Origin of the sequence: Paenibacillus sp. EKM301P (assembly GCF_011800295.1) — a bacterium.
Taxonomy (GTDB): domain Bacteria; phylum Bacillota; class Bacilli; order Paenibacillales; family Paenibacillaceae; genus Paenibacillus; species Paenibacillus polymyxa.
In genome coordinates this window covers 236,715-250,328 of the sequence record NZ_JAALFM010000002.1, presented here as the reverse complement: position 1 = coordinate 250,328, position 13,614 = coordinate 236,715, and the positions used below count along the sequence as shown (strand labels likewise).

General features: G+C 46.6%; 11 protein-coding genes. All 11 read left to right on the top strand.

Annotation, left to right across the window (positions count from 1 at the left end):
• Positions 1-37 precede the first annotated feature (37 nt).
• The 11 genes from HFD99_RS06580 (at position 38) to HFD99_RS06530 (ending at position 13,548) form a co-directional block, all read left to right on the top strand.
• The gene (locus HFD99_RS06580; protein ID WP_123796915.1) at positions 38-2,365 is read left to right on the top strand and encodes a histidine kinase; all 2,328 of its coding nucleotides are present in this window, start codon (positions 38-40) and stop codon (positions 2,363-2,365) included.
• A 530-nt stretch (positions 2,366-2,895) separates the two neighbouring features.
• A complete protein-coding gene (locus HFD99_RS06575; protein ID WP_123796916.1) occupies positions 2,896-4,068 on the top strand; it encodes an AAA family ATPase in 1,173 nt (390 codons plus the stop codon).
• A 13-nt stretch (positions 4,069-4,081) separates the two neighbouring features.
• Positions 4,082-5,329: a CpaF family protein gene (locus HFD99_RS06570; protein ID WP_123796917.1), complete on the top strand. Its 1,248-nt coding sequence runs from the start codon at positions 4,082-4,084 to the stop codon at positions 5,327-5,329.
• Positions 5,326-6,117, top strand: a complete 792-nt coding sequence (locus tag HFD99_RS06565; RefSeq protein WP_016820684.1) for a type II secretion system F family protein — start codon at positions 5,326-5,328, stop codon at positions 6,115-6,117. Before HFD99_RS06570 ends, HFD99_RS06565 begins: the two co-directional genes overlap by 4 nt.
• Positions 6,118-6,123: 6 nt before the next feature.
• Positions 6,124-7,008, top strand: coding sequence for a type II secretion system F family protein (locus tag HFD99_RS06560; RefSeq protein ID WP_016820683.1), 885 nt, complete (start codon positions 6,124-6,126; stop codon positions 7,006-7,008).
• Between the two features lie 10 nt (positions 7,009-7,018).
• Positions 7,019-7,213, top strand: coding sequence for a Flp1 family type IVb pilin (locus tag HFD99_RS06555; protein ID WP_016820682.1), 195 nt, complete (start codon positions 7,019-7,021; stop codon positions 7,211-7,213).
• Positions 7,213-7,881 carry a TadE/TadG family type IV pilus assembly protein gene (locus HFD99_RS06550; RefSeq protein ID WP_117288628.1) on the top strand — a complete coding sequence of 223 codons (669 nt, stop codon included), beginning with the start codon at positions 7,213-7,215 and terminating at the stop codon, positions 7,879-7,881. Before HFD99_RS06555 ends, HFD99_RS06550 begins: the two co-directional genes overlap by 1 nt.
• 40 nt (positions 7,882-7,921) lie before the next feature.
• A complete protein-coding gene (locus tag HFD99_RS06545) occupies positions 7,922-10,138 on the top strand; it encodes a DUF5702 domain-containing protein (RefSeq protein ID WP_123796918.1) in 2,217 nt (738 codons plus the stop codon).
• Complete coding sequence (locus HFD99_RS06540) at positions 10,107-11,102, top strand: pilus assembly protein (RefSeq protein WP_123796919.1); 996 nt, start codon at positions 10,107-10,109, stop codon at positions 11,100-11,102. Before HFD99_RS06545 ends, HFD99_RS06540 begins: the two co-directional genes overlap by 32 nt.
• 87 nt (positions 11,103-11,189) lie before the next feature.
• Complete coding sequence (locus HFD99_RS06535; protein ID WP_013369967.1) at positions 11,190-11,702, top strand: A24 family peptidase; 513 nt, start codon at positions 11,190-11,192, stop codon at positions 11,700-11,702.
• A gap of 61 nt (positions 11,703-11,763) precedes the next feature.
• Positions 11,764-13,548, top strand: coding sequence for a DUF6382 domain-containing protein (locus tag HFD99_RS06530; protein WP_123796920.1), 1,785 nt, complete (start codon positions 11,764-11,766; stop codon positions 13,546-13,548).
• The last annotated feature ends 66 nt before the right edge of the window (positions 13,549-13,614 follow it).

The following is a 13,614-nucleotide window of genomic DNA, read 5'->3' as shown; positions in this document are numbered from 1 at the left end:
TTCGGAACGAGCTGTTACGCTGCGGGGAGGAACGAAATTGGAGAGCTTCAAACGTAAATCACCAGAGGAAATACTGGATTCCATTAACAAACTGCATCGAGGCAGACTCAAAATATACATTGGTGCGGTCAGTGGCTCGGGCAAAACGTATCATATGCTGCAGGAGGGACAATCGCTGCAGCATGAAGGGATTGATGTTGTAATTTGTGCGGTATCGACTCTGCAGCGGCGTGAGACCGTGGAACAGGTCGGTTCCCTAGAGCGAGTACCCAGTATTCATTGGATGAAGGATGGCGAGGAGCAAAAGGATCTGAATGTGGAAGCTTTGGTGGCACGAAATCCTGAGGTGGTGCTGGTGGATCATTTGGCACATCATAACCGAAAAGAGGCCACATTTCCAACAAGGTTGGAGGATATTCGGTATTTGCTGGAGATGGGAATTAGCGTCATTACGACGGTCAATGTTTATGAACTCGAAGGGATCACGGAGTGGGTATATCAGCTGACAGGCTTTGAAGCGGAATATACGGTTCCGGTTGATACATTGGAGCTGGCGGATGAAATTCGTCTAATTGATGCCACCCCGGAGATGATTCTGGAACGGCTGGCGAAAGGTTACATGCATACGCCCAATCCTGAGATGTTTCACCGGGGAAATCTGGGTAAATTGCGTGAGCTCGCTCTGCGATTGGTGGCAGAGGATGTGAATGATTCGCTGGAACGGCATCGGGAGGAGCTAGGCTTGCACGGGGCGTCAGGAGCAGCAGAGCGTATTTTGGTGCCTGTCCAGTATCATTGGAATGGGTCCATTTATGTACGCAGGGGGGAACAGGTGGCCAAGCGGTTGGGTGGAGATATGCTGGTGGTCTCCTTTGTCAGCTCGAAAAGCAAGTTGTCCAAGGAATCAGCAGCCTTCAAGCGCTCCATTGAGCAGTTGGCTGACAAGATCGGATCGACATTTGAAGAAATCCCGCTCCTTTCCCGTAGAAGGCTACCACGTCAACTTATCCATTATGCGGTGACTCACAATGTTACCCGAATTGTTATGGGTCATTCTCGTCAGACTCCATGGCAGGAGCTGGTTAGAGGATCACTGGTGAACGGAATTTTAAAACGAATGAAAAATATGGACCTGCTGTTGATTGCGGACCGAGCCGAGCAGGAGGGTGAACGGATCCTGCCAACGATGAGACAGGAGGAAGGAGATACTGACCCGTATCATCGTTTGAGTGTTGAGGAAGTACAGGCTGAGGAAGCCAAAATCCTGAGGGGCAAGCTCAAGGTATACATTGGTGCTGCTCCGGGGGTCGGCAAAACATACACCATGCTGAGAGAGGGAAATGATCTGCTGGAAAGCGGGATTGATGTGGTGATCGGATTGCTGGAAACGCACGGAAGAGCAGAAACACTAGCCCAGGTAGGCTTTCTGGAGATGATACCCCGCCAGTCCATCGAGCGTCATGGTGCACATTTGGAAGAGATGGACACTGAAGCCATTCTCAGGCGTAATCCTGAGGTAGTGCTAATTGACGAGCTGGCACATACCAATGTTCCGGGAAGTCTGAAATCTAAACGTTATGAGGATGTACTGGCCATTTTGGAGCAAGGTATTTCTGTTATATCCACAATGAATGTGCAGCACCTGGAGAGCTTGAATGACGCCGTAGAACAAATTACTGGCATTCGGGTGAGAGAGACTGTCCCCGACCATATGATGCGTCTGGCCGATGAAGTACAGCTTGTGGATGTGGCTCCCAAATCGTTACAGCAGCGTATGCGTGAAGGCAAAATTTACGATCGTGCAAAGGTGGAGCAGGCACTTAGCCACTTTTTTAAGCTGGGTAATCTAATTGCGCTGCGTGAACTTGCTTTGCGGGAATTGGCAGATGATGTAGATGAGCGGCTGGAATCCTGGGATCGGCATGAGTCACTTCGGGGACCGTGGCGCAGGGAGGAAGTGATTTTTGTAGGCGTGACGCTAAGCGAAAATGCTGAAAGGTTGATTCGCCGCGGTTTTCGGATCGCCTTTCGCCTAAAGGCTGTATGGATTGTGACTTATGTTCATGTTGGTGAGCGTATACCGGAGAGGTTACTCCCTCGTCTGGAACAACTAAAGTTGCTGACCCACCGACTGGGGGGAACCTTTGAAATTCGGCTTGTTTCCAGCCGACGCGAGATTGCCGACATTTTGATTGCTCCAGTGGAAGGATATTCAGGCACGCAGCTCATTGTGGGGCAGTTTTCCCGAAGTAGCTGTTGGGGGAAGAGTGCGGTCGTGCCGAGGATTCTCCGTCAAGCACGTCATATGGATGTTCTTATCGTGGCGGATTATGATCCGGATATTAAGCTGGAGACAGATTATTAAAATGCCCAATCCATTCATAAATAGTCATATGCTGGTTACCGGTTGTTCACTGCTTCCATAGTATATTCTATCTCAAAGAAATGGAGGCGAGTTTGAATGTATAAACATCGTAAACATGATTGTCATTTTCCAAAGCCAAAAAAACGTGTTTTTAAGAAAATCATTAAGGTGACTGTCATTAAGTTTAAACCAAAATTTAAACGTGATCACTGGAAACATGAAGACTTTGATAAGAAATGTCATTGCCGGAAACGTCGTCATCATCGTCATCATCGCCATCATGACTGTCATCGTCGTCACCACAAATTCTACTAAGTTGAAGATCGTAGGAGGCGGGGCTAGACTTGCCCGCCTTCTCCTAGTACCAGGATTCTAGGAAAATACGTGCGCAAAAAATACTTGCTCTAACATAGGTGCTATGCTATTCTACCAGTAAATAGATTGCACGTGACGGAAGCACCGTTCACCAACCGTATGTACTTACGGATGGATGAACGGTGCTTTTTTGCGTTGTTGTGTTGGGAAAGGGGATGAGCGTATTGGTTCCGGTAAAAGTGGTATTAGCCGTAGAAGGTCGGGATTATATTGAGCCTCTGCTGAATTATGTTCATGGAAGCGAGTACGCCAGAAGGCTCAGAATAACGGCTTTTTCGCAGCCGGAGGCATTTCATCAATACATGATGGAAACCAGCGGAATGAAAAGACCAGATGTGGTAGTAGGTGAAATGTCTTTTCTGAGTCTATGGACAGCTCGGGAAGATGCAGATATTCCTTGTTTGGTATTACATGAGGGAGAACAAGTAAGCGAATATGGGCAGCCTGTATTAAAATATCAGCCTTTATCTGAGCTGGTCGGTTTTATTTTGGAAACGGCGAGACAGAGGTCGAATGGTCGGAAAAGCGTAAACAGTCGGGAAGGTGGAATGATTATCGGCATGGTGGCAGCTTCAGGCGGATTGGGCAAGACAACGGCCGCGCTCAATCTGTCCAAGCAACTGGGGAATGAGGGATATTCGGTATTTTATTTGAATCTGGAAACGGTGGATTCAAGCTCGTTGTTTACTGGTTCAGACAGTTCTAGCGGAGCACAAGGAGAAAGAGAAGGACTGTCCAGACTACTGTATGATCTCAAGTCGGAGGGAAATGAGGGTGCTTCGTTATCTGTGGCTTCCTATTGTGTACGTCGTCCTGAAATTCAGGCTGATACGTTTCAACCTGTCTATAATCGCAAGGAATTGACGGATATGACTTGTGTTGAAGCGAAAGAGCTCATTCGAACGATTGGTGAAAGCGGGCAATATGATGTAGTGATCGTAGATAGCGATTCTGAACATGGTGAGCGGGCTCAAGCCGTGCTTGAAGCTAGTCATAAGGTAATCTGGTTGCTCGCTGACGATTTAATGAGTATGCACAAGTGCGGATTATGGCTGGATGTTTTAGAAACTACGCAGCCTGAGGGGCTTGAAGCCATGATATGCAAAACCAGCTTTGTGGTGAACCGCTACATGGGAACTATGATCAACTCGTTACCTCGTGACTTTATGGAGCTGAACGGTGCGTTACCCTATATACCTTCATGGAAACAGATGCAGCATCGTGAACTGCTGCTAAGTTCACCGATTTATCAGCGGGAAATCCGCCATTTGTGCCGCGAGCTGCTGGATATGGAGAGCGCTGCACAGTCGACGGCTGCTTGGTCTTAAGGGGATGATGAACATGAATGAGGAACAATTTAAGGCATTGCGCGCAGATATTCGTAACGGGCTGGACGTAACGTCCTCAGTAAAAGATACAGATCTAGTACGGCATATCGAAAAGCGAATTTTACACGACGTAGAGCTAGCGAGCTTAACTTCCCGAGAGAAGCATGCACTTGTCCGCAAAATTTTCAACTCTTTCCGTGGGTTGGATGTGCTCCAGCCATTGATTGATGACCCGACCGTTACGGAAATCATGATCAACAGTCATCGGGAAATCTTTGTAGAGCGGGCAGGTGAGGTGATTCAGGTGTCCGATCAATTCGAATCCCGCGAACGACTGGAGGATTTGATCCAGACAATTGTAGCCGGGGTGAACCGAATTGTGAATGAGGCTTCTCCCATTGTGGATGCCCGATTAAAGGACGGATCACGTGTAAATATTGTACTGCCGCCAGTTGCTCTCAAGGGGCCGACAATGACCATACGGAAGTTCCCCGAGCGTCCCATGACGATGGATGATTTGATACGAATAGGTGCGCTCAATACAGAAGCCGCGGCTATGCTCAAAGACTTGGTACGCAGCAAGTACAACATTTTTATAAGCGGCGGAACGGGTTCTGGTAAAACAACTTTTCTGAATGCATTATCCCAGTTCATCCCTTCGTCTGAACGGATTATTACGATTGAAGATTCGGCAGAGTTGCAAATTGTGACTGTCCCCAACCTGGTTTCCATGGAAACACGGAACGCGAACACCGAGGGGAAGGGAGAAATCACGATTCGTGATCTGATCCGTTCCTCCCTGCGTATGCGGCCCAATCGCATCGTGGTGGGTGAGGTCAGAGGGAGTGAGGCGTTGGATATGCTGCAAGCGATGAACACAGGACACGATGGAAGCTTATCAACTGGGCACGCGAATAATATCCGCGATATGGTCAGCCGGCTGGAAACGATGGTACTCGGAGGAGCAGAGCTTCCGCTTGGAGTAGTACGGCAACAGATCAGCTCGGCCATTGATATATTCGTTCATCTGTCACGACTACGTGACAAATCCAGAAGGGTGCTGGAAATTAGCGAAGTGATTGGCTTTGAGAATGGTGAGGTAAGATTGAATCCCCTTTATCGCTTCCAGGAACGCGGAGAAAGTAAAGGACAAATCGTAGGGGAACTGGAGCGTTGTGGTGTGGGGCTGCAACATACATTGAAGCTGCAAATGGCCGGAATCAAGCCGGAAAGCTGGCACAGAGAAGGAGTATCGGCATGAGAACAGAAAAGGCGACTGGCAAGCAAGTGTCGCGTGAGGTCCCTTCTCTGCCGGATTATACGGTGTATACCTTATCGACTGTACAAAAAAGTATGTGCATTCTCTTTAGTGGAGTGTTGTTCGCGATGATCGGATATCTATTTTATCACCAATGGATATTATCGTTGCTGTGTGCTGCTGGTGCTGTGGTGATGCCTCGTTATTTTAGAAAGTTTTTGCTGCAACGACGTAGGTCTGCTTTAAGCATTCAATTCAAGCAGGCTTTATACTCGCTTTCTTCTTCTCTTTCAGCGGGAAGGTCGGTGGAGAATGGGTTTCGTGAGGCTGTAGAGGATTTGAGGTTGCTTAGTCCGGATGGAGATCACGATCTGATTTTTGAATTTAACATTATTACAGCCTGCCTTGAAATCGGACAGCCTGTAGAGGCTGCTTTGCAGGATTTGGCTCGTCGGGCCCAGATGGAGGATATTACGAATTTTGCGGACGTATTTGCGGCTTGCAAACGAACCGGAGGTGATCTGGTGGAAGTCGTACGACGGGCTTCAAGTGTCATTGGGGAGAAGCTGGAAATTCAGCAGGAGATCGGTGTAATGATTGCGCAGAAGCGCTTTGAATCGAGGGTTATGTTTGCAGCACCTTTTTTGTTTGTTTTGTTTATGACAGTGACAGCGGGAGACTACATGATGCCGTTATACAGCGGTACAGGTAGGATTTTATCAACCTTTTGTCTTCTGGTGCTTGGTGGCTGTCTCGTGTGGATCAACCACATTATGAAGATTGAGGTGTAAGGAGTGATGGGTGTGTTGATGTTGGTTTGTCTGGTCATGCTGGTTCTGCAAGTGGGAGGTTGGGTGGTGCTGAACCAAATGTACGCTGCTAAGTATGCACATTTTCGCCATATGAAACTGGAAGGAATGCGGCTGCAAAAACTTTCGGTGCCTTTTGTACACATGCTTCATGTTTCACGTGCCACTCATAGGCTGCCTTTGCTGATGTTCAAGCTACAGCGTTCGATACAGAAGCTGTATGGTATGCGCCACAGCGGAGAAAAAACGATGCTTTTTCTGGCAGAAATGTTGGGTTACGGATATATGGTGGCTGCTGGTGGAGCTTTAATATCGCTTATGATGGGCGGAGAAGCGACTGGGCTGGTGCTTGGATTGGGGCTCGGTATTCTGGTGCCAGTTGCGCTGGTCAAGGATTTACATGGGAAAGTACAGAAGCGGGATCAGCAAATCTTAATGGAATTGCCTGAATTGTTGAGTAAAATGATGCTTCTAGTTGGTGCGGGAGAGACGGTACAACGGGCTTTGCTTCATTGCGTGGAACGTAAAGGGGCGGATACGGTACATCCATTGTATCGGGAATTGCGGCAGACAGTGGGGGAATGGGAAAGTGGCTATTCCTTTCAACAGGCATTTGAACATCTGAGCAAACGTTGTGGTATTCAAGAAGTGACGATATTTACAACGACAGTTTTATTGAATATGAGGCGTGGTGGGAGCGATTTTGTAATGGCTTTACGTGAGTTATCTCAGACGTTATGGAGCAAGCGGACTTCAATTAGCCGCACAAGAGGGGAACAGGCTTCTTCAAAGTTAGTCTTCCCGATGGCACTAATTTTGCTAACGGTCATTGTGCTGGTGGGTGCTCCGGCTTTAATGATGATGAATATGTAGGAGGAATAAAATGATGATGACAATTGTAGCAGGTAGTATTCGTAAATTGTACAAGAATGAGGATGGTTTGGGGACGTTAGAAATGATCTTGATCATTGCGATTCTGATTGCGGTGGCGATTATCTTTAAAGATCAGATTAAGAAAATTGTAGAAGGGCTGTTGAAAAAGGCAGATAAAAAAAGTAACGACTTTATGGATTCATAATGCTGCGCAAATTGGTACAAAAAGAGGACGGGAGCTTCTCCTTGGAGGCTTCCCTCGTCTTTCCCATTCTGCTGTTGGTCATTTTTATAATGTTATTTTTTTGCCTGTATATATATCAAAAATCTATATTGGTGCAGGTTGCTTCTACTGCTTCGGAAAGAGCCGCTTACAGTTGGGATAACAGCTTTAAGGACCCACGTACGGGAGCATTTGCGCAAGGGCAACGGGATTCTCTCTATTGGCGCTTGAAGGATGATGTTATGTTAGGCGCCCTGTTTGGCTGGGCCGGAGCCAATAATCAGGAAACTGTACAGGTACCGGGCGGCAATGAAGGAGGCTCGTTACCTGCTCAGAAGTTGTCCAATGCAGAAAATAGAATGCCTGCGGGCATGCATGGGCAGATGACATATGAGAACAGTATGATTCACCGTAAGGTGACCACAGAGCTAAATAAAATCGTGGAGGTACCTTTGTTGAATCAGTTTTTAGATCATACAGATTTACAAGGAAAAATGAGCTCGGGTGTGGTGGAACCTGTGGAATGGATTCGTACAGTGGAGTTGGTCCGTTATTATGGTGCGAAGTTTATGGGGAGAGGCTCAGGTGAAAAGGTAGATCCGGCAATTGTAGGGAAAGTATTGATGCAATATGGGCAAAACGGTCAGTAAGGAGTAGGTAACGGGAATGTAACTGGAAAGGAGGAAGCGGGTGTTTGGTAAGGGACGTAATACAAAGGACAGGGAATCAGGGGCTGTCACGGTTTTCCTCATTCTGATTTTGGCGGTCATGTTTGGTTTTATTGCTGTATTTATTGATTATGCGAGAATTGCTGCGCTGCATGTACAGACTGAACGGCTGACCTATGCGGCGGTTCGGTCAGTGATGTCTGCTTATGACCCGGCATTACAGCAGGAATACGGTTTGTTTGCTTATGGTGAAGGTGGCGGAGAACAAATAATGGTCAAAGTGCTGAATGACAGTACACGGCGTACGGCGCGCGCGGAAACGCTGCCGCTAATGAATATGAAGCTGGATTCCAGTTCACTGCAAATGGAAAGGGAGCTTGGTAAATATGCCATATTTAACGAGCAAATCCGTGAAGAGATGAAGTATAAAGCACCTGTCGATTTTACGATGGAAGTGCTAGAAAAGCTAAAGCCGCTCTCTCAAAATATGAAAGAGGCTTCACACACGGTAGATTTGCTGAAACGGCTGCAAAAGCTGTACGACAGACGAGAGGCCAAACTGGATGACATGCTGGAGAAACAGCGTAAGGCAGGAGCTTATATGGAAGAGGTTCGCAAACGGATTATTAAACAGAGGGGGACATATATGCCCAATCAGTATATATGGGACCCACTTGAAGTTGTAGCCGACATTGCTGCTCAATATAAGCATTACGTGCATGTATATGAGGACAACAAGAAGAGTGTGGACGATGTTAAAATCATGCAGATGGAGAAATATGCAAGAAGGGCAAGGATAGCGCTGGATCGCCTGCGACAGGTCATGGTTCAGACTGGAGAGGAGCATGATAAGCTGCTTCTGGAAGCCAAGGAACCTTTGAATGAAGCTCGGCAAATTAATGAAGAAATGCGCAAAGTCATTGTCCAATATAAACAGAGAGCGGCCAATGCAGGTTATGACGAGGTTTCCGCAGCCCCCACCCCAAGCGGAGCAGGCTCCAACGCCGATCCGTCTGTAGGAAGTGCCCGGCAAAGGGCAGAGGATTTGTTGGTTCCGAACAATGAATTTGAGCAATGGGAAGCAGAAATCGAAAAGCAACGGACTGCAATAAATGCTGCTAACAATAGAGTAACGAGTATGATGCGTACGCTATCTTTCTATACAGATCCATTTTTGAATGCAGACATGCTCAAGCAAGAAGTTGCTTCAACGCTCAAGGAGATAGATAAATACTTAAATACGTATGCTTGGGCGGGACCCGCCAATGTTCTCGACGGTGAGGCTAGAACGATGGATACGCGACGCGGACCGGACAAAGAACGCAAGAAAATGGAAAAAGAGGCGAAAAACAAGCTCAAGCAAGCTTATCGGATCATTGAGGTTCTTTCTAAAGGTAAACAAAGTGCTGAGCAATTCCGAGTGGTGGAGCAGTATTACAATGAAAGTATTTCTTTTAATCAATCTTCATCCAGTCCATCTGTATCCGCTGATTTGTCCTATGACACCTATGATGCAGCGGGGGATTCCATGGATAGTATGGATGGTCTATACGAGGCGGCATCCAACTTACTGACTCAACTGGGAGACGAGTTTTACCAGAATGAATATGCGCTTTCTTACTTCCATCATGTGGATTTCAGCCGATTTGGCAATTTGGCTGGATCAGGTGGAAATGTGGGTAATGCTGCACAGATTTTAGGGGACCAGTTGGAGGTGAATAATCAGGAAGTTGAGTACATTTTGTATGGGTTTCATAATCCGACAGGTAACCTGGCATCTGCCTATGGGGAAATTTTTGCTATGAGGCTTGCCATTCGAACGATGGAGGGACTGGTCAAAAACAGTTCAAAGGGTAACCCGTTGGTCGTTTTGGCGGCAGCTTTGTTATATGGAGTAGAGAAGGCGATTGAAGATATGATCATGCTGGCACAAAAAGGGGATGTGCCTTTGTCTGACTTTCTGAAATTTCGAATGACTTACAAGGATCATTTGCGATTGTTCCTGATGCTTCATAGCAATAATGAACGAAAAATGTCTCGTATGCTTGCTTTGATTCGCTTGAATACAGATGTCAATCCCGCTGAGCGACGGACGTATGCAAAGGGTGAGGTCAAGAATGGGATGAGGCTGTGGTTTCTACCTGGAGTAATGAAGATGCTCGGAACCGCCTCCAAAGAAGGCGAGAGTATTAAGGGAAGTGTGTACTATGTCACGAAAACAGCGCATTTTTCCTACTAATCAGTATCTACAACAGGTGTGTGGACAGAAGCAGCGTGAACAAGGAAGTATTGTTTTAGAAGCGTCATTGGTGCTGCCATTGTTTTTGTTTTTTATTATTTTTCTCATTTATATGGTCCAAATGACACTGGTCTCCACAGCTTTGCAGACTACTGCTTCAGAAACGGTTAAGCAGGTTTCGGCTAAAATCTACCCAGTGTCTCTAGCCGTGGAGACGACGTCCGCGAAAATAGATGCAGTCCGCGAACCGCTGGATGAACTGCCCAAGTTATCTGTGAGTGAATATGCAAGCCAATTCGCTGCCCAACTGCCACCTCCAATCGGTGATTGGGTAGAAACTGCTATTCAAGGCGGCAAAAAGCCGCTGGAGGAGTTACAGGGACGCTTGACGGAGGCTGCACTTGATCCTGTTCTGAAGCCGATGCTAAAGCCTTTTATGGAGAAAAGTATTCTGGAGTATGACCGTATTCACATAACGAGCGTACATGTACCCTCTCTTACAGAAACTAAGGACCCTTATTTTAGAGTAGAGCTATCGTATGAACTGCCGATGAAGGTTCCCTTTTTGTATCGCAACATTGTGCTCCAAGCGGCAGCTGAGGAACGTCTTTGGATTGGTGATACAGGAGAGGGAGCAGGTACAGGTGATGCAACAGGGGAGAAGGATGCGCAGCATTCCATACAGTTGCTCGTCAAGCCTGAACCTGCTGTGAAGGGTGTATACAATTTGATCAAGGCCAAGGTTGAACCTGGGACGAATGCTGCCCTTTCTGTACTCTATAAGTCAGGTGAAAGCACAGCTCAGCACTTGGGCTGGACCTCGGCCGATGCAGACGGGATTGTTGAATGGAACTGGTTTGTGGGAACAAACACAACACCAGGTCAATGGAGCTTTGTAATTGAAACGGAGGATGGCCAACGTATTGAGGTTCCGTTTTCTGTGCAGAAGACAACTGATGGATAGGCTAGATATAGATGTATAGAGATAACTACAATGAAAAATGATTTAGCAGGCCTGTTAATTTTCATTGTTATAAGGGGGAAGATCGCATTGACGTGGATGTATATTGTGTGCGGAGTTCTGCTGGCGATCGCGCTAGTGACAGATTTACGAAGCATGAAAATACCTAATAAGCTTACATTGCCCGGCATAGCGGTAGGCTTGCTGTTCAATACTCTGTTCGGAGGTTGGCACGGTTTTTTATTTGCTATTGCTGGTCTTGGCACCGGCTTTGGATTCATGCTGATTTTGTACTGGATGGGAGCAATTGGTGCAGGAGATGTAAAGCTGTTCGGCTTAATTGGAGCCTGGACAGGAGCTGCTTTTGCATGGCAATCGGCTCTATATTCGATTTTTTTTGCAGGCATTATTGGTATAGGGATTTTGCTATGGAGGAGGGAAACCATCATGAGATTGCGACGCGTGGCGTTTAATTTGGGAGGATTTTTCCTGTTTCGCAGCGGCAAAGCGCTGACAAGCGGGAGAGAAGCACACCTCAGGTTTCCTTTTATGACAGCAGTTATTCCGGGAGCGGTCAGTGCTTATCTTTACTTCTTGTCATGACGTGTCCGATTCGTGAGATCATGCTACCTCAGGGAATAAGAATTTGTAAGGAGGTCATGAATTGTTTGGTTTAAGCAGGGATTTTGTTCGTAATGGCGGAACGTTTATGATACTAAACAAGGATGGCGGGCTCAAGACCGATGATTTAAATTCTGTACAGACCCGAATGATGACTGGCAATCGGATTCCCGGTCTACTGGAACTTAGAATCAAAGAAGTCGATTTTCAGATCGAGTTACATTACGATATTTCGGGGCGACGTATGTTTTCCCAAGTATGGAAAGGTGGGAATGTGTCGATTTCTGATTTCTACCGGATTCTTTATGAAATAGTAGATGCTCTTCATCGTAGCCCACAATATATGTTAAATATCCGCCAGTTTATTTTGCACGAGGATTACATTTTTATAAGCGGTTTAGGTACAAGGGAAAGCGTCAGTTTGACCTATGTTCCTTTGTGCAGTGTACAGTATACGGAACAAACAGGTAGTTATTTTAAGCAGATGGTTATTCGCTTGATGACTCGTGTGGCTCACCCTCAGGGAGAATCTATACAGCGCATACTCGATCTATGCGAGAGAAATGAATTTGAGTTGGGCGCGTTGAAGGAACTACTGTTGCAAGGGATGACGGCCAGTGAACAGAGCATCGGGGGTCTGGATAAAGGTAGATCATCTGTTCATTCCTCTCATACCATACAGGGTAACGATACAGATCGTGGAGGAAGAACGTACGGGCAAGAACATCGGGAGACTCTGCAGGAAATTCAGGAGCTTAAGCGAGTCAATCGACTCAAGCAGTCCACAAAATCAGAGGAGAATGTCGAGTTAGGAGCCGACAACGAAATGGAAGATGAACAGGCGGAGCCTAAATTACAAAAATATAAAACATACATTGCTCTCGGATGTCTGCTCGCTTCGGCCATTGTTTGGCGTTATATTTATTTGGATCATCCTGAGACGGTGTCCTTGCTTATTTCAATTGTGCTGACTTCGGTACTTGTCGCTGTTGCTTATATAAGCTGGACGGGGAAATTAGAGCGCAATCGAGCTTCATCTCATTTTTATAGTGAAGCAGTACCTGTATTGGATTCGGAATGGTTAGGAACTACTCCTCCAGCACAACGAAAAAATGACCGTTATCAGGTAGATAAGCTGACTGGGTTTGTAGCGGGACGCCATCATCAAGACAAGCCATCAACTGATTCAAGTGATCAAGCACAGGAGAGCTGGCGTTGGACTTTTCCAGACTTAGAACCTAAAAGCATGGGAAGCCGAACGACGGAGGATAGAGGGAAAGTAAGTACAAATTATGACTTGCACGAGCCTTCGAGGAAAGGTTCCGCGCCGGGAAATGAATTGGACGACAGCGATACCAGCGAGGCTTATTATAAGTCCTTGTCCGGGGTAACGGAGCTACTCAATACGGTATCCAAGCAGGAAACCGTGCTGCTTCGTCCAGATCAAGACATACAGAGTCCAACTGTTCAGCACTCGCCAATTGCTTGCTTGGATCGTAAGTTACCTGGGAGTGGAGAAACCGAGCGCATACGGTTGCAGCCCGACCAATTCGTTGGAGGCAGCTTTATCATCGGTAGAGATCCGCAATTGGTCCAGTTTGTAGAGCATACGGATGGAGTTTCTCGTTCTCATATTGAGATTTGTATAGTTACAGGAGGGAAAAGCCACATTGTAAAGGATTTATCCTCGACGAACGGAACTGTGCTGAATGGCGAGCCTATGGTGCCTTATAAGGAGTATACCATGCAGGATGGAGACACTTTTAAAATCGCTGGAGTCTCTTATACTTATCGATTGGACTCTTTTAAATCCTCTAATGCATCTTGAGTAAACGTTAAATGGATATATGTTAAGAAGAGGCCTGTTATATTCTGGGCTTCTTTTTTATAAATA

Bases quoted from the DNA above. Each gene is read 5' to 3' on its own strand.
- HFD99_RS06575 (WP_123796916.1), top strand. From the start codon at position 2,896: ATGAGCGTATTGGTTCCGGTAAAAGTGGTATTAGCCGTAGAAGGTCGG.
- HFD99_RS06570 (WP_123796917.1), top strand. From the start codon at position 4,082: ATGAATGAGGAACAATTTAAGGCATTGCGCGCAGATATTCGTAACGGG.
- HFD99_RS06565 (WP_016820684.1), top strand. From the start codon at position 5,326: ATGAGAACAGAAAAGGCGACTGGCAAGCAAGTGTCGCGTGAGGTCCCT.
- HFD99_RS06560 (WP_016820683.1), top strand. From the start codon at position 6,124: ATGGGTGTGTTGATGTTGGTTTGTCTGGTCATGCTGGTTCTGCAAGTG.
- HFD99_RS06555 (WP_016820682.1), top strand. From the start codon at position 7,019: ATGATGATGACAATTGTAGCAGGTAGTATTCGTAAATTGTACAAGAAT.
- HFD99_RS06550 (WP_117288628.1), top strand. From the start codon at position 7,213: ATGCTGCGCAAATTGGTACAAAAAGAGGACGGGAGCTTCTCCTTGGAG.
- HFD99_RS06540 (WP_123796919.1), top strand. From the start codon at position 10,107: ATGTCACGAAAACAGCGCATTTTTCCTACTAATCAGTATCTACAACAG.